Source organism: Catenibacterium sp. co_0103 (assembly GCF_004168205.1).
Taxonomy (GTDB): Bacteria; Bacillota_I; Bacilli_A; order Erysipelotrichales; family Coprobacillaceae; genus Catenibacterium; species Catenibacterium mitsuoka_A.
In genome coordinates, this window is record NZ_RCYB01000001.1 from 46,353 (window position 1) to 66,972 (window position 20,620).

The window sequence follows — 20,620 nt, forward strand, 5'->3', positions numbered from 1 at the left end:
ACCTATAACCCCAATATCTCATATTGGCATAACTATTCATTCTATGCAGTGCGTGACAAGTGGTTGATATAATAACTAGAGAGCATATCTCATAAAAGATATTTATTGGTACATTAGGTAGGAGAATAGCTGATGTCCATTTTGTGCAGGATCGTGTGAGAAGTCACGATATCATTAGGGCATGTCAACTTTCTTAATATCTTTCATCAGATTGTAAAGGTTCTAAGATACTTGTCTAATTTATAGGGTAAAAGTTGTTCCCCTCTACTATGCCATATATATCTCCTTGTTCAGATGTCGGTTCATAAAGGAAGGGGGATATATGGCATAGTACAATTCTTTTCTATGAATAGTGCCTCTACAAGTGTAGTCCTAAAAATCAGTTACCTCCACCAACTATCATGTAAACTTGAGTTGACATATGTTCTTTTCCCAGGAAATAAAAAAGCCCCAGAATAGGGGCTATACATCAATTTTCTAATAATGATGTAGAAGATGACATCGCAAAGACAAATGTTGAACCATTATGAATAAGTGATGTTGTACTTGCTGGTAAGATACCAAACATACCTAATAGAATCAATCCTGTGTTCAATGTAACTATTTTTCTATAGTTACTTTTTATACGTTTCATTAATAATGCTGATAATTGTTTAAATACCACAATTTCTTCTAGTGAAGAAGATGTTAATGTAACATCTGCAAGTTCTCTCGCAATATCTGAACTATCCTGTAAAGAGATAGAGACATCTGCACAAGATAAGGCTGGGGTATCATTGACACCATCACCTACCATAACAACTTTATGTCCTTCATCTCTTAATTTTTTGACATGGTTTGCTTTATCTTCAGGTAATACGCCTGCTAAGTAACCATCAATATTAAGTTCTTCCGCAATATGCTTAGCTGCATTCTCACTATCGCCTGTCAACATAATAATATTCTTAAAACCACTGCGTCTAATATTCATAATAGTTTCTTTTGCTTCTGGTTTAAGTGGATCATAAATAGAAATAATACCTGCGAGTTCTCCTCCTATTGCGAGGAATATCAAAGAACTGGCACCTTCACTTTGTAAGTTATTGATGAGTGTTTCTATTTCTTCTGTTTTAGTAATATGTTCATCTTCAAATACAAAATGATCACTACCGATAATAGCACGCTGATCACGATAAATAGTCGCAATACCATGCGCAATAATATACTTCACTTCAGCATGTTCTTCTTCATGATGCAACTGTTCAGATGATGCCTGTTTTACTATCGCATTAGCCACACTATGTGGGAAATGTTCCTCTAAACAAGCTGCAATACGTAATACTTCATCACGTGTATAGTTTCCTATTGGTGTCACTTTCTGTACAAATGGCTGCGCATTTGTAAGGGTACCTGTTTTATCAAAGACAATTGTATCTGCCTGATCCATTGCTTCTAGGTATTTACCACCCTTAACCATAACAGAATGGCGTCCTGCTTCCTGCATTGCACTAATAATAGAAATAGATGTAGAAAGCTTAATTGCACATGAATAATCTACAAGTAATACAGAAGAAGCACGTGTAAGATTTCTTGTCGCCAGAAGTAATCCAAAGAAAGCTACAAAACTATAAGGTACAATCGCATCAGCTAAATGTTCAGCACCTGATTGGATACCTGCTTTCAATGATTCGTTTGTATCAATCATATCTACAATCTTATTAATACGGCTTTCTAATTGTAGATTTCTTACCTTGATATAAATCCTTCCTTCTTCTACAACAGTACCTGCAAAGACAGAACTTCCTTGTTTAACCATCTTACTTAATGGTTCACCGGTAAAGCTTGATTCATTAATCATGGCTTCACCATTTACTACTTCACCATCTACTGGAACCATAGAACCTGTCTGTACGACTACAATATCTTCTTTCTGCAAGTGAGAAGTAGGAATCTGTTTTTCTTTCCTTCTTCTAATACCCATACTTTATCAATATTGACAGACAATGTTTCTTTAAGCTTTAATGATGTTGTTTTCTTTGTATAGTCTTCAAGTAATGAAGAGATATTCAATAAGAACATGATATTACATGCTGTACCCCATTGTCCTGATAATAAAGAAACAGAGATACGTGTGGCATCAAGTACTGGTACATCAATACGTTTATGTACAAGAGAATTAAGTCCTTCTTTTACATAACGAATTGTATGATAAATAGTTAATCCGTTTCTTACTGGTAATGGTAATGGTAAAAACCATTTAGAAGCATATCTTCTTGCGATGATTGCGGTGAATTTACCAATGTATTGATCATTGATATCACGGTAATCTATAAGATATTTGTTTTCTTTAATGAGTTTTTCATAGAGTGTGTCATCAAAGTGAGGGATATCTAAAGAGTTGATTTTGTCAATCAAAGCATCTCTTTGATCAACACTGTAAGTGAACAAAATAGAACCTGTTCTTTCATTGACATCAGCTGATTCAACCATATCCCATTTACATAATGCGAAATGTAGGGCTAATGCCTTATTTCTAGAAAAGCGATAACGTCCATAACGTATTCTCATACGTCCTGGTATGTCATGTACTATACGATACTCTAACATTCTCTTATCACCTAAAAAATAGGAAATGACTATTTCCTATTTTGCTTCTTTCTTGCTTTTAGCTTCAGCATAGATATCTTTTGCGTCTTCTACGATTGTATCATATGATGCAAGTGCCTGATCCTTTAACTGCATACCAGTCGCAACTGATTTTACTGCAGCTTTTCTTGCACAGTCACTCTTTGCGAACTTACTACCTGCCACTGTAGCGGCTACACCACCTACAAATGACCATAATAATTTGTTTTTAAATAAGTCTTTCATATTCTTTTCCTCCTATATTAGTCCTAACTAACAAAATTATAATGACACTATAGAGAAGGTTTGTGAACAAAAATGTTAGAGTTTGTTAGAGAAGCATAATCAAGGTGCCAAATACTATTAGTATTAATCCAAGTAATGATTTCTTAGAGAGTTTCTCATGGAAAATAAGATAAGAGAATAATACAGTAAATAGAATACTCAACTTATCTATAGGAGTAACTAGACTTGCTGGTCCACTTTGCAAGGCATGATAGAAGCATAACCAGGATCCTCCTGTAGCTAAGCCTGATAACATAATAAAGAGATATTCTTTCTTAGGAATACTCTTCATATTCATTTGACTATGCGTCACAAAAACCACAATCCAGCTCATAATAAGTACAACACTTGTACGAATAGCTGTTCCTAGGTTACTTTCAATATTTGTGATTCCTATCTTACCAAGTATAGTCGTCAAACTTGCAAAAATAACTGAAAGCACAGCATAAAGTAACCAGGCATTATTTGTCTGTTTATTATCTTCTTTCTTTTCTACCATTAAATATGTACCTGTTGTAAGAATGATCATGCCTATGATCTTATATACTGTGACACTTTCTTTGAAGAATATAAGAGAAAGAATAATCGTCAATACAACACTTGTCTTATCTACAGCTGTAACTTTATTGATATTTCCTTGCTGTAACGCCTTAAAGTAACATAACCAGCTCACTCCAGTAGATATTCCAGAAAGAATTAAGAATAGAAATGTCTTATGGGTGATTGTATGGATTGTATCAAATGAGCCAACTATTCCTACCATGATCCATGAAAAGATGAGTACGACAATAGTACGTAATGCAGTGGCTAGATGAGAGTTTGTATGTTCAATACCACATTTTGCAAGTACTGCAGTGAGACCTGCAAAACAGGCAGAACCAAATGCATAAAGTATCCACATAAAAAAAGCCTCCTTATAATACTATTATAGGAGGCTAAAATGAATTTGTTTAGAATTCTTTGATAGCTTTGATTACATCTTCTACAGTTAAATGGAATTCCTTGAATAAGTCTGCTGGCTTACCTGAAGCACCAAATGTATCCATAGTGACATATTTGCCCTTGAATCCTGCGAATTCACCCCAAGATAAACGGCTTCCTGCTTCTACAATAATTCTATTTTCTACACATGATGGTAAAATAGATTCTTTGTATTCTTCAGACTGTTCTCTAAATAATTCCTGACAAGGCATAGAAACGATTCTGATATTTAAGTCAGGGTCTTTTAATTGTTCTTTAGCTTTGACTGCTAAGTCTACTTCTGAACCTGATGCAATGATGATGATATCTGGCTTACTCATACAATCATCAATAATATAACCACCTCTTAAGGCACCTTTATTACTTCCTACCATCTTAGATAAGTCCTGTCTAGAAAGGATGAGTGATGTAGGTGTTTCTTTTGAACTCATTGCGACATACCAGCCTGCTTTTGTTTCAAATTCATCACATGGTCTAAATACATACATGTTAGGCATTGCACGAAGCATAGTCAACTGTTCTACTGGTTCATGTGTTGGTCCATCTTCCCCTACACCAATACTGTCATGAGTAAATACATAAGTAAGTGGAAGCTTCATTAATGAAGATAAACGAGCCATAGGTTTTACATAGTCACTAAATACAAAGAATGTAGCCACATATGCTTTTAATCCACCATACAACATTAAACCATTACCTACTGCAGCCATAGCCTGTTCTCTTACCCCAAAGTGAATATTACGTCCACCATAGTTGTCTGCACTGAATTCACCTTCGCCATTTAATACTGTCTTATTAGAAGGTCCTAAGTCAGCTGAACCACCAATGAAGTTAGGGGCAAAGTTCTTAATAAGGTTCATTGTTTCACCACTTGCAGCTCGTGTTGCAATATTGTGATGTTTATTAGCCCAGAATAATGGGTTATCCTTGAAGATTCTTGCAAAGTCAGGGTTAAAATACTGTTCCCATACAATCTTCATTTCTGGATATTCTTCAAAGTATTTATCCTGCATAGAAGTCCATGCATCATATAAATCATCTACACGTTTTTGTGTAGAAGCTAGATAATCATATACTTCTTCTGGTACATAGAATTCTTCCTGTGGAAGACCAAGTTTTTCTTTAAGTGCTTTGATGTTGTCTACACCAAGTGGTGCACCATGAGTGCTTTCTGAACCTTCATTTGGACTATCTTTACCGATTGTAGTCTTGATTTCAATGAACTTAGGTTTACCTTTAATAGTTTTTGCTTTTTCTAATGCAGCAAGTACTTCATCTAAGTTATCTCCATCTTCTACAGTTAATGTTTCAAAACCAAATGCCTTTACTCTGTCTGATACATTTTCTGTAAATGTGATGTTTGTATTACCTTCGATAGAAATGTTGTTTGAATCATATAAGATGATGAGCTTTTCTAACTTAAGTGTACCGGCAAGTGATAATGCTTCTGAAGAAATACCTTCCATCATACATCCATCACCAGCTAATGCATAAACATAATGATCAAATAGATCATAACCTGGTTTATTAAATACAGTGGCTAAATGAGCCTGACCCATTGCCATACCAACAGCCATGCCTAAGCCCTGTCCTAGTGGACCTGTAGTGGCATCTACACCTACTGTATGTCCATATTCTGGATGTCCTGGTGTAAGTGAACCTAACTGTCTAAACTGCTTTAAATCATCCATAGTTAAGCCATAACCATATAGATGTAATAAGCTATAAAGCATGCTTGATCCATGTCCTGCTGATAAAATAAAACGGTCTCTGTTAATCCATTCAGGATGCTTTGCACTATGGTTTAATACCTGTGACCATAATACATGAGTGAACCCAGCAGCCCCTAAAGGAAGTCCTGGATGTCCTGAATTTGCTTTCTGAATCATATCTGCACAAAGTGCTTTAATCGTATATACTGTTTTTTGATCAATCTTGTTCATTTTCGTTTATTTTCTCCCATTCATCATTGTTAAATATTATACCTGTTCTCTTTTTGTGAATGCAAGATATTTAGTACTTCACATTCCAATTCATTGCAGCATTATATAAGAAATACAGGCCATACATTAAGCAGCCTTCATCAAAAATAGTGGCTTTGTTATGAAGACCATAAATATAACCATCCTGTTTACATCCTGCAGCAAGAGTAACAAAGAGTGAAGGTACATTGGCAGTAATATGGCCAAAGTCTTCTGAGATAGTAAGAGGAAGTTCTAACTTCTTGATATAACCACCAAATACATCTTTTTCTACATCCATAATAGATTTAAGTAATGCAGGATCATTATAGACACTTGGTGCCTGCTGTAAAATTGTGATACCTGCCTGGGCATGATACATAGAAGCAATACTTTGAACTAACTCATTCACTCTACCCATAATATATTCCTGATCATCTGGACGATAACTTCTTAAAGAACATTTCATATAGGCTTTTTCTGGAATAATATTATGTGCTTTACCTGCATTCATAATACCAATTGTAAGTACATCATCATGACTCATGCTGATTTCTTTAGGAATGATTTCCTGTAATTGCTGGTATATATGAACAGCCACACGCAGTGCGTCAATACCTTTTTCTGGCATAGAACCATGTGAACTCTTACCTGTAATATTAATTTCAAAGATTGTAGACGCTGTTGTCATCGCTTTACGGATTGTACGTATAGTTCCTGTCTTATCTTCTGTTGCAGGCATAACATGTAACCCTACTGCAGCATCAACACGAGGATACTTTAATACCCCATCTTCAATCATCATCTTACAACCCACTAGTCCTTCTTCATGAGGCTGGAAAACAATCTTGATCTGCCCTTTTAGTTTCTTTTCATTCTGTTTTAATAGTTTGGCACACATCAACATCATAGATGCATGCATATCATGTCCACAGGCATGCATAGATCCATTAATAGATTTAAAAGGTAAGTTTGTATGTTCTACTAAAGGTAATGCATCCATATCACTTCTAAGTAAAAGAATCTTCTTATCATGAGGTCCTACAAGTATTTCAATACTTCCTCCTGGATTCACAATAATATTCTCATAACCATACATTTCAAGCAGTTTCACTATATATTCCTGTGTCTGAGGAAGAGGATGACCTACTTCTGGATGTTCATGAAAATGTCTTCTCAGTCGTATTAATTCCTGTTCGATATCCTTGTTGTTTGATATCCATTTTTCTATCTTTTCCATAACTTACACCTACTTTTCCATTTCTTGAATAATACGTCTTGTATTAATAATCTTTTGTGCATATTCCTCTTTATTACGTTTCACTAATCCATAGTAAAGAAGATCAACAGCAATAAGTGCAGCCATATCTTCTTCTGGATGTGATAAAAAACTTTTCCCTTTTTTATAATTACCCTTTAAAAAAGTATACCATGATTTTCTTTTTTATCGCATTTTTTATGCCATAATATAAAAATTATGCATGATTTAATAATTTTTTATCATTTTATAACATTTTTTTATTATCTTCCGATAATTCATTTTATCATGAATATATAGTCTGTTTTTTCGCTTATTCCGATAAACATACATGATAATTTAATGTTATGATGATAATTTCTTATTGACATGACTGTTTTCTATTCGTATAATGCAGTCATACCAGAAAGGTAAAAAGAAAACATAAACATGATAAAGGGGGAGTGCTTATGGCAAAGGTTTTAACTGAAGTTTTTGGTATATGGTATTTAATTGGTGCTGCGTTTGTATTCTTTATGCAGGCAGGCTTCGCAATGGTTGAGGCAGGGTTCACCCGTGCTAAGAACGCCGGAAATATCATCATGAAGAACTTGATGGATTTCTGCTTAGGAACTGTTGCTTTTCTTATTGTAGGTTATAGCTTCTTATGTGGAAGTGATGTAGCTAACGGATTTATTGGCTGGGTTGGTTTTGGAAATGGTCCATTAACTAACTTTGCATCAACCGATTGGTCAAGCTTCGTATTCAACTTAGTATTCTGTGCAACTGCAGCAACTATCGTATCTGGAGCAATGGCGGAAAGAACTAAGTTCTTAAGTTATTGTATTTATTCATTCGTTGTAAATTTGTGGCGAAAAAATCACACGCTTGCGTGTGGGATGAAAGCCACATTTTACTTGATAAATACTTAGAAAAATGATATATAATCTATGTATATTAAAGTATAGAAAGTAAACAGATCATTAGTAAAAGTAACTATGATATAAACACACATACAACAAAACAACCATCACTGTAATCAGAAAAATCCTAATAATACTGCACATATAGCGAACAATAATAACCATGCAGAACAGTGCAACTCTGATAATTCAACATATCATTCAAGTTGTGGAAAAAAGTAATGACAAGAACTAAAAGTGACAATGTACAAATAAATATTTCCATTCCTGCTGGATGGAAAACAGAACTTGAGAACCCTGCACGTATCTATTCTGTTGAGGAAGGTGAGAGTATCATATTTCTTGACTTGTTGCGTAGAGGAATTCAGAAAAAATATCAATTAGGTGAACAAGACAGTGAAGAACAATATCATAGTGCTTCGTATTGAAAATATCTGATACAGTATCACATCATCAGGTATTCTAAATTCATATTTCTGGTATTAAAAGGTAATGTAGAGGAAATATTGAAACAGATATTACAGAAAAATCTATTATCACATTAAGGCTCTTGAAGTGAAGCCTGACCATATACATGTCTTTGTAGATGTACCACAAACTGCTGCTCCCTGTGATGTTGTAGGAACTTTTAAAGATATAAGTGCTATTGAACTATTCAAGGCATTTCCGCAATTAATACAATTCTGCAGGATGTGGTATTTTATGGTCTAGAGGATATTTTGTATCTACAGTAATTAGGATAATATTAAGGAGCAGAAAAATGATAACTGATAAAGAACATAAAAGACATCTTAAACAATTTCATAAGCTTTCTGATAGACATATCTTAGCTGCTGAAACTGATATGTCTTCTTCTGATATACAAAAAGTTGTAAAGCTATCGAATAAAATCAGAAAAGCAGGCAATGAACTTGTAGGTCTTATGAGAAAGAATTATAACCAGCTTATGCGTACAAAGAGATACCGTAAATTACTGTTTCTTTATGGTGATTCTAAAGATAAGGATAAAAGAAGAACTTATGCTAAACAACTTAATGAAATGCAGAAAGCTTATAATATTACATGGGAATACTGCAGAACGTCCATGATTCCAATAGGCAAGAAATATGGTGTAGACGCTGTATTCGCTCTGACTAAAGCCGAAGATATATGGCGTGGTATTGAGAAATGCTTATATGGTAATGGTAATGCCATTCATTTCTCAAGATATGGAGAACTGCCTTGTATTCGTGCAAAGCAGATCAATCGTGGTATACCTATATCCGTCACAGATAATAAGCTACAGTTCAAACTTGGCAGGATGGTATTTGGAATACAAATAAATGATAGATTCCAGCAGGATGAAGTAGATGCGGTTTTATCATATCTTGCTGAATCTGAGATTCTGGATGACAGGGCTGTTAAAACTCTTATTAAAGATGGCTGTTGCATAGATACATACAGACCCTGCTATGCTACGCTTGTTCCCAGGATGATAAGAGGTAAATACAGAGTATATCTGCATCTTACTATCGAGGGTAAAGCAAAGCCAAAATATGATAAGCATGGCAGCCCAAGACATAAATATGGCAAAGGAATGATCGGCGCTGATATTGGTACACAGACTGTTGCTTATACATCTGATACTGAGGTGGGCTTGAAGAATCTTTCAGAGCGTGGCAGCAGTATTCAGACATCTGAGAGAAAAGAACGTCTGCTTCACCGTGCTATGGACAGGTCAAGACGTGCAACTAATCCTCAGAATTATAATGATGATGGTACTGTAAAAAAAGGCCGTAAAACCTGGAAATATTCTAATCATTATAAGAAATTAAAAGAAAAACACTCTGAACTATGTCGCATCAATGCCATAAACAGACAGCTTGCAATAAATGAAGACGCTAACCATTTAAGAAGTCTTGGAGATGTATTTATCACAGAACCTAAAAATGCAGGCAGGCTTATGAGACGAGCCAAAGAAACTACGGTCAATAGCAAAGGCAAGTTTAATAGGAAAAAGCGTTTTGGCAAATCCATAAAGAATAGATGTCCTTCTGGGTTTCAAACTGCTGTAGAACAGAAATTCAAGGTATCAGGTGGTATATATATTGAAGTATCTAATGATTATAGAGCCTCACAGTACGACCATACTATTGATGACTATATTAAAAAGAAACTATCTGAGCGAATGTATAAGCTGCAAGATGGTACTGAGGTACAACGAGACTGGTATTCATCATTCCTATTATACTGTTACGATTACAGAACCAAAGATATAGATAAAAACAAATGTATTTCTGAATTTGATAAGTGTTACAGCAAAGAAAAGGCTCTAATCGAATGGATTAGGGTTAACGAGATCAAGGTATTAAATAGCGGAATTAAGATAGCGTAAAACATATTCAGGGAGATTGACTATACTTCCTTACGAAAGTAGAAATTTACCGTTAATGTGGTCGTTGGACTGCTTGGTAATGAAAGTTCTGATTCAAATAGATTTACACTTGTAGCTCCAAAGTCTGAAAATGATGTACGATTACAAGCTACACTTGGCAATCAGAACCCCACGGGCTTGCCCGTGGGAGTAGTCAGTTCTTTAATTGTTTATCCTATTGAAGCTCATTGGGTTTGAGGACCCGATGGCTGGTTAACAGCAATGGGATTCCATAATTTTGCTGGTAGTGCAGTTATTCACTTCGTTGGTGGTTTAACTGCTTTAATTGGAGCTAAAATTCTTGGTCCTCGTGTTGGTAAGTTCAATAAAGATGGAAGCCCAAATGGTATTCCTGGTCATAGTTTAACTATTGGTGCTTTAGGTGTATTTATTCTTTGGTTTGGCTGGTATGGATTTAACGGTGCTGCTGCTAAAAATGGTACTCAGTTAGCAACTATCTTTGCAACTACTACTGTTGCACCAGCACTTGCAACATGTACTGTAATGATCTTTACTTGGTTATTAGATTATAAATTACATATTGATGATCCAGTTGGTGCTGTCGCTGTTCATTTTGGTAATGGTTTACTTGGTACTATCTGTGTTGGATTATTTGCCTGCGGTACTGATACAATGCCTAAGGCTCAAGGTCTATTCTATGGAGGAGGCTTTAAGTTATTAGGTACTCAGTTACTTGGCTTATTATGTATTGGTGTTTGGACTGCTGTATTAATGACTATTACATTCGTAGTTGTTAAACATACTGTTGGTCTTAGAGTTACTGAAGAAGAAATCACTGGTCTTGATAAGCTTGAACATGGTTTAGAGAGTGCTTATGCAGGCTTCGCATTAAAAACAGAAACTTATACTGGTGCTACCACTACAACTGTTTCTGCTCCTGAATTAAGTGTTACAGAAGCTGTTCCTACTGTTGCAGTCAATGGGGAAGGTAAGATCTTTATCTATAATGTAGAGAATGTCGTAAGAATCTCTTCTGGTGAACAAAGTCCTGAAGCCTTAAGCTATGAAGACTAAATAAAGATGAGACTCGATTATTTCGAGCCTCATTTTTTTCATTATTTGATTGTTTGATACCGTTACGTTATTTCTTATATATAATAAGAAACATATAAAGGAGAAAAATATGGGTAAAATAATATTTCTAGATGTAGATGGTACATTAATTGATTATGAAGCAAAGTTACCTGCTTCAGCAGCTAAGGCAGTAGACATGGCACGCGCAAATGGTCATAAGGTTTATATTTGTACTGGATGTTCTAAAGCTGAAGTACTACAGCGTAATTTATGTGATTTAGATGGTATGATTGGTGGTAATGGTGCTTATGTAGAAGACCATAATGAAGTTGTAATGCATCAAGGATTATCAAAGGAAGATGTAAAACACATTGTAGATTGGTGTAATGAGAGACACTTAGGTTTCTATTTAGAAGCCAATAGTGGTATGTACTGTAATGACTATATGTTAGAACAGGGTCCTGAAACAATGGTTAAGTATGCTCAGGGTAAAGGAGCAGATCTAGAGAAAGCAAAGGAATCTTCTAAAGCATTCATGGATGGATTTATTCATTTACAGGGTGAAGATTTATATAGAGATGATGTGAATAAAATCAGCTTTATCTTAAGTTCTTATCAGGATCATTTAGATTCTAAGATAGAATTTCCTACTCTTGTAGCGAATACATGGGGTGGTAAGGGTGAAGTAGCCTTATATGGTGATTTAGGACCTACTGGTATTACTAAGAGACATGCGATTGAAGTATTGATGGAACATCTTGGTGCTGATTTTAAGGATACTATTTCTTTTGGCGATGCAAAGATTGATTTATCAATGTTTGAATGTTGTGCTTATAATGTCGCTATGGGTAATGGTGGTCCTGAAATTAAAGAAGCAGCAGATTATATTACGACTGATGTCAATGATGATGGACTTTATAATGCATTTAAACATTTAGGACTAATTTAAAAGCCGTTGTGAGTGTAATGCTCACAACGACTTTTTTAATGTTTTCTTTTGTATCTGTATGGAACTGAAATGGGATTTTTTTATCTATCTTATAGATTGTACTGTATTCATGTAAATTATTGTTTTTATCATATGTCTTAATCTGAATGTTGATATATTCTTCTTTAAACTTATATGAGTTAATATGCAGACATAGACTATAATGATCACCATCTATACGTGATCTAGAAGTAGTACATGTAATTCCATAGGGTGCATCTATTTCTACAGGAATAGATGTTTCAAAGCGATGATATGCAAAATAAAGAGTAATAACTGCAATAATAGATAGACCTATTATAAACTTCTTCTTTCTCATATCATCATCCCCCTTACCTAAATTCTACCAAAATCCCCCCATTACTGCTAGAAGAAAAGTCGTTCACTTTTTATATGTAATAAATATACTTTATATGAAAATTATGTAAGTGATGTATATGATACAACTCATATCTACTTTATTCTTAAGAAGAACTATCAGAAATATTTACCACATGCTTTATCACTTGCATATGAAGTATTAAATAAAGAGAGAAGAGCTTCTTTAAAGATATTCTGGAATAAAGAAGAATCTAACATCCTACTAAAGGATATCTTCTATATGGAGAGAAAATTAAGAACAACTTTCATTGTGACTCCTACGCATACTTATTCAACATCTGAAAAGCTTGAAGATTTACTTAAACGTTTAGGAGAAACATTCGCTATGCCGCATCGTAGTTATATTATTAATTTAAAGATGGTCCAGGAAATCACAAAAGATTCAGCACTTCTTGTAGATGGTACTTCTATTCCTATTAGTCGTAGTTACTATAAGACTTTAAAAGATCAAATTAATAATCTTATCCCATAACACAAAAAGACCTAGACACCTAAATGTCTAAGTCTTTTATTATGTCTTCAGATTCCACAAACTCAGGATCCATATGTGTCAAGAAATGCCACTCATCTGTATTTCTGTATAAGATGGCTTCGCCATCTTCAGAACCAAAATAAGCTCTCTCTACCTCATATCCTTTAGATTCTAAGTATTGTTTAACACATCTATAGTCATATTCTCTTTTCTCTATGTAATCCTTAAGTTCATTATTAGGAATAGAATAAGCATCCACTCTTGTAGATCCTTCAATCATTCCATTTCCTGGTATAGATAAGTCTACTATCTCATTCCAATAAATATCTACTCTTCCATCACCAGTAAACATATATGTAGTAAAAGGTAAAATATGACCATTATATTCTAGTTCTACATAATCAGGTACAGTAGTAGGATCAAAGTACTCATACTCAAACCCTTCAATATCTTCATACTGATATCCAGCTAATTGAGATATAAGCTTTCTGCCTTCTTCTATTGTATGAAATAAGCCAACATTGATACTTAACTCACCTTGACTTAATTGTAATATATACATAGTTATCACCTATTTTTTATAGTAGCTTAAGTTCTCTTCTAATCCATCTGTAATAACTTCTTTAAGCTTCTCTGGACCTACCACAATAATCATTGGACCAAACTGTCTAATCCAGTTCATTAAACCTGTATTAAAAATGATTCCTTCAACACGTGTTTCATACCATTGATGATCATTCTCTATTGGCGCAATAGTTTTATTAATAGTAATATCTTTTCCTAAACGTGATACAACTTCTCTAATAAGTACACCATCAAACTTAATATGTAGTGTAATTTCATCACCATCAAAGAAACTATTCATTGACTTCGCAAGTGATTGTTTCAATGATTCACTCATTTTTTCTTCATCATCAAAATCAAAATAATATGTACGGCTCTTATCTAGCTTTCTAATACGATCAATACGGAATGTAGTCAATGAATCCTTATGCTTATTATAATAAGCACGTAAATAGTAATGACCATCCACAATCACTGTATTATAAGGACTCACATTATAATATTCATGATTAATACCTGCATTACCCTTAGTAGAATATGTTTCTACAGGATGTCCATCCCTAATAGAATAGTCTACATACTGGAAACGTATATCCTTCTTATTACGTATTGCGGAAGTAATAATCTTTAGATTTTTACTTAGAGAATAGACACCTTCATCATCATCTTCTAATTCTGGTACAATGAGATAATCCTTCTGTTTAGCAGGTGAAAGTTTTAAAAGCTTATTAACTATTTCTCTTTTATCATTATTTGTCAGATCTTGACGATAATTCACCATATCAATAAGTAATTGTATCTGTGCTTCATCAAAATAACCTGTTTCAATCATATAACCAAAACGTCTGACTGCTTTGATTATTTCTTTTCCAAACATTAAAGATGTAAATACATTGATCTGTTTAATCACTGCATATACTGCTTTTAAACCAATATCATAACCTTTTTCTTCTAATTGATGCTGTATATCTTCTGCACTGATGCATTCCTCTGAATTCATCAACAATGAGAAGACAGCCCACATTTTTTCTCCCATCTTATGCCTCCTGATACCTGGTAAGATACCTTTTTACTATAATGATCCACAAGCTGGAAATAACCAATTAAATCATAAGATGCATAAAGATTTAGAAGTGATTCATCTGGTTCCACTTCACATTTCTTTAAGTATTCATAAGCCCCTTCTATATCTTCTTCTACTAAAGAAAAGTAAGCAGCCTGTGCATAAGTAATCACTTCTTTATCTACTAATAAAGAGATAAGTGCAAGATATGAGAAAGGCATCAAATGTCTCACAATACGGTATACATCTAATGGTGATCCATTATGGAGCATATAGTTACATAAATTCTTATTCAATGATTGAATACGAGGATGTTCTCCAAATAAGTATTCAATCATTACGAGATGATTTTCTAAACATTGCATATCATCTATTTCATAGAGTTTCTTTAAGGCAAGACCTAAGTATTTCTTTTGGTGTGCCTTAATATAACCTTCTATTTTCTTCTGACTTCTGCAAGTATCAATAAATGAATCATGATACACATCAATGACATCTAAATAGTCCTTTAATTTATTCAATGAGATTGATGTAATTTCTTTATAACTTTCTAACATATTCTTTCCCTCCTCTTTTTTCTAACACTATTATAGCGAAGAGAAAGAATTTATGCGTTAAAGTTAATGGTGACAACGCCTTATTATAGGTGTTTTGATAATTTTCTTTTTATTAATAATCCCATAAGTTCATATCTGGGTAGTTTGTCTCATATAAGAACTGTTCATTCATGACTTTAGTCAATATGGCAGCCCAGAGTATTAATGCATAAAATGAATTATTTAAACATTGTACTGTACCTCCACCATTGACCTTATCTTCATATACATAAAGTTCTTCTTTTTGTGATGGCACATAATCTAGTTCATCTAGATCATCTAATATACCATCATATGGTCGCGTACTCATTTCTTCTATGACATCAATCCACTTTTTATATGCTTCTTCTGTATGATCATATGAGAAGAAACGTATCGCAGCACGCAGCTTGTATATAGCTGCATAGACTGCATTGAATGTAAGTTCTGTATAGGGTTTTTCTGTAATAAGCTTAGGTAAGAATATACCTGGCTTAAAAGTCAAATGAATACTAGGTTTTACATCAGTATAATCATGGGTAATACCCACACTCGTACGTACATATTCTCTTGATAGTTTTATTAATGCAAGACATACACACATATTCGCATATTTCATATCATCTACTAATGGGAGTGAAAAACCTAAGTCTGCACCATATTGTCTAGAGAAGAAAGGCTTAAAGACAGCTTCTTCATCATATTTATAAGTAACCGCAAAGGTATAGTCTTTAAATGTAATACCATGAGTCTTAAGAGAGTCTCTTAATGCTTCATCATAATCCTCATAATTATTCTCCAACATATCCTCTACAACATCACCACTTGTCATAACAGCTTGAAAGCTTAATTCCTGTAAAAGAACTGCTGCTTCTAATCTTTTAGTAATTTCTCCTTTGGTGATACACGTCATATCACCACTTTTCAATAAATAACGCAAGCTTTGTGTAGCTGCACTTGTCTGTACAACCATTTCAAATTCTCTTTGCATACATATACCTCCTTTCTATATAAAAAAAGCAGATTCATCATCTGCTTCCTACTCTGCGAGATTTTTGATGAATTGGATTCCTACGCCACCAATTCCCATATGAGCACCTACAACACTTGGTAACTCTCTCATGGTAACTTGACATGGACCTAATTGTTCTTCAAGATAGTCTCTTACACGCTGAGCTTCTTCAGGTGCAAGAACATCTTCAATCGCAAATGTATAATCTTTCGCATTTGCGCCTCTTTCAACAACACGATCAGCAAGCATCTTACATGCCTTACGTGTTGTTCTTACTTTGCCTAAAGTATCAATCTTACCACCTAATTCACTATTCAATTCCATAACTGGAACAAGCTTCAACATATTGCCAAGCATTGCGACTGCAGGCGTAATACGCCCACCCTTTTTAAGGTGATTCAAGTTTGGTGTAAAAATAATTGTACCTGAATGCTTAACCATATCTTCAAGCTTTTCTTTAATTTCAGAAACAGACTGACCCTTTTCTACTAATTTTCGTGCTGCTTCAACAAGCTTCTTTTGAACATGTGCTGTTCCTTGAGAATCGATTAAAGTAATAGGCATTTCTACTGTATCAGCTGCAACCTGCATACCATTTAATGTAGATGATAAACCAGTTGCGATAGGAATCCCAATTAACTCATCATAACCATCTCTTTTTGCATCTTCCATAGCCTTCATTAAAGAACCAGTCGAAGGTTGAGATGTTGTAAACATATCATCTGTTTCCTTCATCTGATTAAATACATCAAGACTTGTGATTTCTAATTGATCTAAATATGTCTGACTACCATGACCAATACATAATGGTGCAATATAAATACCTTCATGCTCTCCATTAATATCAATCTGACAGCCACTGTCTGCAATAATCGCTATTTTACTCATTTTTAATACCCCATCAGTGATAATACACTATGTACATTATAGTTTATTTCTTTTTATTTTACAACTTTTACGCTATAATACGAACGGGTGAAACTATGAGATCAATCAAAGAAACAACGACAAATACAATCATTATTAAGAAATCAGAATTCATTACTACCCTAATTCCATGTAATGATGAAAAAGAAATAAAAGACTTAATAGAACTTTATTCCAAAGATGATGCAACACATAACTGTGTTGCTTATCGAGTAGGTCCTTTAGAAAAAGCAGATGATGATGGAGAACCATCAGGTACTGCAGGACTTCCTATGTTGAATGTATTACAAAGACAAAAGATAGATAATGTGATTGCGATTGTAACACGTTATTTTGGTGGCATTAAACTAGGGGCTGGAGGATTAACTCGTGCTTATACTAATAGTGTTGCAGATGCATTAAAAGAAGCAGAAATAGTCGATAAAGAACTTGTTAAACTATATCGTATTAGTGTTGACTATCACTTCAGCCGTAAGGTATCTTATTTAATACAATCTAAGAATCTATTATTAATGAATACTGAGTATGATGGAGAAGTTCACTATGATGTTTATTTAAGAGATACATCATTCTTAGATGAACTCAATGAACTGACTGCATCCAATATGCATTATGAGGTTGTAAAGGAAGATTATATTCCTGTTGAGGTATAAAGATGTCTAGTATAGAAATATTACTTATTGGTATTGGGTTATCCATGGATGCTTTTGCGGTATCTGTATGTAAAGGATTATCTGTAAAGAAGTTGTCTATTAAGAATATATTGTTATGTGGTGTATGGTTTGGTGGATTTCAGGCATTGATGCCATTTATTGGTTATTGTCTTGGTTCTACATTGAGTGGTTTAGTGGATTCTATTGACCACTGGATTGCATTTATATTACTCGCATTTATTGGAATCAATATGATTAAAGAATCTTTTGAAGAAGAGAAACAGAATGATGACTTCTCATGGAAGACAATGTTGATGCTTGCTATCGCAACTGCCATTGATGCACTTGCGGTAGGTGTTACGTTCTCTTTTGAATCAATCAATATCTTCATGGCTATTTCTATTATTGGTTTAACGACATTTATTATTGCATCAGCTGGTGTATATATAGGTCATATATTTGGGAATAAATATCAACAGAAAGCACAGATTACTGGTGGTATTATTCTTATTCTCATAGGTGTTAAGATTTTAATAGAAGGTTTAGAGATTATTTAAGAGAATCTACGTGATTCTCTTTTTTAATTGACTATAATAGTATATAAGAGGTGATTTAAATGAATGAATTATCAAAATTATATCAGTTAGTATTAAACAGAGAATTAGATATTCCTAAAGGTCATATTCTAGATATTAAAAAGATTGACCATAAACTTCTTGCATTTATGCAATGTGTATATAATACAGGAGAATTAGGACATGTTTATACATTCTGGGATAAAGATACTCAGGTTGATCAAAATGCTCTTTTAGACACTTATATTGAAGGTATGCGCTTATTAATGAGTACTGCGTATGACTTACAGATTGATGAAATCAAGAATCATGAAGAAATGCCTGAAAAGAGCAGTTCTGTTGATTTACTCTTTAAAGTCAATCAGGATATTCTAGATTTAAGAAATGGTTATAGTCCTATTAAGTTACAGGATGCTTTGGATGATTATTTCCATTTTGGATTTTCTCTAGGTATCACATTTGATGATATGTTGGAAGGATTGTAAAAAAACATAATAAATACATAGAGAATACATACGAATTACACAACTTACATGTATATTATAAGCATGAAAGAGGTGATTCTTATGATCTATATTATTCTAACTATTATTGCAGTATTACTAAGTACTTTAATCATGGGAGTTGCAAATAAGTATACAAATAAAAAAATCCATGATCTTGATCATGAATTGAATATACATTGAGACTCCCCCATAACGAAAAGAAGGCAGCTTATTGTGGCTGTCTTCTTTTCATTTGAATTCCTTCATATTCGTTATGAATACTTTTTACGATACTATTGAAATCATTATCAGGTACAATAACGTCACATATAGCATCAGATGAACCATATACAATACTTTCTTTTATATCTAATTTTTCTTTTAATCTTTCCAGCATGTTTTCTGGAGTAGCGTCATAAGAAAGAATCTTAAGTAAGCACATGCCTTCAAAATAATCTTCTTCTACAAAATAACGCAATTGTTTATGTAATCCTAAATCTATCAGGTCATCTATAATATCATAGATAATCTCTTTTGTATTAAGAATACTTATATAAAGAGGTTGATATGAGTGTGTAGGCATACCAAAGATGTAATTACGATAAGGGGATTGACGCATCATATCATAATAGTCCATTTGTTCGGACTGGTCAAAACTATTATAATATGTCAATAATACATCGTCTTTGAGAACGTGATAAAAGTAATTAAGATGTTTATCATCTAATAATTGAGTGATCTTTGTACCTAATGTTTGTGATAATGGATAGGTACAAAGTAATTCATTTTTTGGTACGTCATACAAAATTGCGCCATCTAATGCGATCACTGGGAGATGCAATTTAAGATGTTCAATTTCTGCCTGCATGGATGCAGGTGTTCTTTTTGTGATGATTGTAAACAGGGCACCATCATCTACTATTTTATTCAATTGAGTCTTATTGAAGTCATTTAACTGCTGGTGTGCTGTTTGTTCCATATCATCAAGTTCAGCTACAAAGAGAACATCATTTCTTCTTTTAACTGGTAGATGTAATGTACAGACAAGATAACCCACACCAACACCAATACATGTATCTAAGACACGATAGAATAAGAATGCGTAAGGTGAAATACCAGCATGGGGAATCACTGCAACACTTAAATAAGCCACACAGGCCATAAATGCCATATGCTGTACTTTAAATAAGACTGTCAAATAAATAGTCAACATAATAAATAATGCATTAAATAAATCCCATGCGAGATCAATATGGATGAAAGGCTGTAAAAACATGACAATAGCTCCTGTAATTGCCCCTATAAGTGTGCCGAGGGCTCTTACAAGTGCCTGGTTCTTTTCATTCTCTTTATCTGGCTGAATACAGATAATTGTGGTTATAAGGACATAGAAAGGTGATCTCTGTACACCAAAGAGAGTGAATAATACCATGATGATGAAGACAGCAATACTTGTTTTAATAATACGTAATCCGATTCTAGGCAT

General features: G+C 33.9%; 20 protein-coding genes and 2 pseudogenes. 9 read left to right on the plus strand and 13 right to left on the minus strand.

What is annotated here, in order from left to right:
- Positions 1–469: 469 nt before the first annotated feature.
- From EAI80_RS00265 to EAI80_RS00285, 6 genes are all read right to left on the minus strand, one after another.
- Positions 470–1,960: a heavy metal translocating P-type ATPase gene (locus EAI80_RS00265; protein WP_238634309.1), complete on the minus strand. Its 1,491-nt coding sequence runs from the start codon at positions 1,958–1,960 to the stop codon at positions 470–472.
- Positions 1,894–2,586, minus strand: a complete 693-nt coding sequence (locus EAI80_RS13685; RefSeq protein ID WP_238634311.1) for a hypothetical protein — start codon at positions 2,584–2,586, stop codon at positions 1,894–1,896. Before EAI80_RS13685 ends, EAI80_RS00265 begins: the two co-directional genes overlap by 67 nt.
- Before the next feature lie 36 nt (positions 2,587–2,622).
- Positions 2,623–2,850 (minus strand): DUF6110 family protein, encoded by a 228-nt coding sequence (locus EAI80_RS00270; RefSeq protein WP_022425998.1) that lies wholly within the window; start codon positions 2,848–2,850, stop codon positions 2,623–2,625.
- A gap of 85 nt (positions 2,851–2,935) precedes the next feature.
- Positions 2,936–3,790 (minus strand): EamA family transporter, encoded by an 855-nt coding sequence (locus tag EAI80_RS00275; RefSeq protein WP_129980479.1) that lies wholly within the window; start codon positions 3,788–3,790, stop codon positions 2,936–2,938.
- 49 nt (positions 3,791–3,839) lie between these two features.
- Complete coding sequence (gene tkt, locus EAI80_RS00280) at positions 3,840–5,813, minus strand: transketolase (RefSeq protein WP_129980480.1); 1,974 nt, start codon at positions 5,811–5,813, stop codon at positions 3,840–3,842.
- A 70-nt stretch (positions 5,814–5,883) separates the two neighbouring features.
- Positions 5,884–7,071 carry a M20 family metallopeptidase gene (locus EAI80_RS00285; RefSeq protein WP_022424536.1) on the minus strand — a complete coding sequence of 396 codons (1,188 nt, stop codon included), beginning with the start codon at positions 7,069–7,071 and terminating at the stop codon, positions 5,884–5,886.
- 467 nt (positions 7,072–7,538) lie between these two features.
- On the opposite strand from EAI80_RS00285, the pseudogene EAI80_RS00295 reads away from it, so the two are divergent.
- The 5 genes and pseudogenes from EAI80_RS00295 to EAI80_RS00325 form a co-directional block, all read left to right on the plus strand.
- Positions 7,539–7,937, plus strand: a pseudogene (locus EAI80_RS00295) (adenylate cyclase); the annotation flags it as partial.
- 275 nt (positions 7,938–8,212) lie between these two features.
- Positions 8,213–8,419: a hypothetical protein gene (locus EAI80_RS00300; RefSeq protein ID WP_129980481.1), complete on the plus strand. Its 207-nt coding sequence runs from the start codon at positions 8,213–8,215 to the stop codon at positions 8,417–8,419.
- Between the two features lie 332 nt (positions 8,420–8,751).
- A complete protein-coding gene (locus tag EAI80_RS00310) occupies positions 8,752–10,365 on the plus strand; it encodes a hypothetical protein (RefSeq protein WP_192923980.1) in 1,614 nt (537 codons plus the stop codon).
- 198 nt (positions 10,366–10,563) lie between these two features.
- A pseudogene (locus EAI80_RS00320) lies at positions 10,564–11,439 on the plus strand (adenylate cyclase); the annotation flags it as partial.
- A gap of 109 nt (positions 11,440–11,548) precedes the next feature.
- Positions 11,549–12,388: an HAD family hydrolase gene (locus tag EAI80_RS00325; protein WP_129980484.1), complete on the plus strand. Its 840-nt coding sequence runs from the start codon at positions 11,549–11,551 to the stop codon at positions 12,386–12,388.
- Here EAI80_RS00325 and EAI80_RS00330 read toward each other — a convergent pair.
- On the minus strand, positions 12,366–12,746 hold the full coding sequence (locus EAI80_RS00330; protein WP_129980485.1) for a hypothetical protein: 381 nt from the start codon (positions 12,744–12,746) through the stop codon (positions 12,366–12,368). The two genes, EAI80_RS00325 and EAI80_RS00330, sit on opposite strands and share 23 nt — an antisense overlap.
- A gap of 258 nt (positions 12,747–13,004) precedes the next feature.
- Between EAI80_RS00330 and EAI80_RS00335 the strand changes: the two genes are divergently transcribed.
- Positions 13,005–13,280 (plus strand): LytTR family DNA-binding domain-containing protein, encoded by a 276-nt coding sequence (locus EAI80_RS00335; protein ID WP_275055283.1) that lies wholly within the window; start codon positions 13,005–13,007, stop codon positions 13,278–13,280.
- Between the two features lie 19 nt (positions 13,281–13,299).
- On the opposite strand, the gene EAI80_RS00340 is transcribed toward EAI80_RS00335, so the two are convergent.
- The 5 genes from EAI80_RS00340 to EAI80_RS00360 form a co-directional block, all read right to left on the minus strand.
- Positions 13,300–13,842 carry a hypothetical protein gene (locus EAI80_RS00340; protein ID WP_129980487.1) on the minus strand — a complete coding sequence of 181 codons (543 nt, stop codon included), beginning with the start codon at positions 13,840–13,842 and terminating at the stop codon, positions 13,300–13,302.
- A 9-nt stretch (positions 13,843–13,851) separates the two neighbouring features.
- Entirely contained in the window at positions 13,852–14,880 is a 1,029-nt protein-coding gene (locus tag EAI80_RS00345; RefSeq protein ID WP_129980488.1) for a WYL domain-containing transcriptional regulator, read from the minus strand.
- Positions 14,844–15,464: a hypothetical protein gene (locus EAI80_RS00350; protein WP_129980489.1), complete on the minus strand. Its 621-nt coding sequence runs from the start codon at positions 15,462–15,464 to the stop codon at positions 14,844–14,846. Before EAI80_RS00350 ends, EAI80_RS00345 begins: the two co-directional genes overlap by 37 nt.
- Before the next feature lie 112 nt (positions 15,465–15,576).
- Positions 15,577–16,473 (minus strand): hypothetical protein, encoded by an 897-nt coding sequence (locus EAI80_RS00355; RefSeq protein WP_129980490.1) that lies wholly within the window; start codon positions 16,471–16,473, stop codon positions 15,577–15,579.
- A gap of 48 nt (positions 16,474–16,521) precedes the next feature.
- Positions 16,522–17,382, minus strand: coding sequence for a DegV family protein (locus tag EAI80_RS00360; RefSeq protein ID WP_129980491.1), 861 nt, complete (start codon positions 17,380–17,382; stop codon positions 16,522–16,524).
- Positions 17,383–17,477: 95 nt separating this feature from the next.
- Between EAI80_RS00360 and EAI80_RS00365 the strand changes: the two genes are divergently transcribed.
- The 3 genes from EAI80_RS00365 to EAI80_RS00375 are packed head-to-tail and all read left to right on the plus strand — an operon-like array spanning position 17,478 to position 19,134.
- On the plus strand, positions 17,478–18,074 hold the full coding sequence (locus tag EAI80_RS00365; RefSeq protein WP_129980492.1) for a YigZ family protein: 597 nt from the start codon (positions 17,478–17,480) through the stop codon (positions 18,072–18,074).
- Between the two features lie 2 nt (positions 18,075–18,076).
- Complete coding sequence (locus EAI80_RS00370; protein WP_129980493.1) at positions 18,077–18,631, plus strand: manganese efflux pump MntP family protein; 555 nt, start codon at positions 18,077–18,079, stop codon at positions 18,629–18,631.
- A 59-nt stretch (positions 18,632–18,690) separates the two neighbouring features.
- Positions 18,691–19,134 carry a dUTP diphosphatase gene (locus EAI80_RS00375; RefSeq protein ID WP_129980494.1) on the plus strand — a complete coding sequence of 148 codons (444 nt, stop codon included), beginning with the start codon at positions 18,691–18,693 and terminating at the stop codon, positions 19,132–19,134.
- A gap of 229 nt (positions 19,135–19,363) precedes the next feature.
- Here the strand turns inward: EAI80_RS00375 and EAI80_RS00380 are convergent, their stop codons facing one another.
- On the minus strand, positions 19,364–20,620 hold the full coding sequence (locus EAI80_RS00380; protein WP_129980495.1) for an aromatic acid exporter family protein: 1,257 nt from the start codon (positions 20,618–20,620) through the stop codon (positions 19,364–19,366).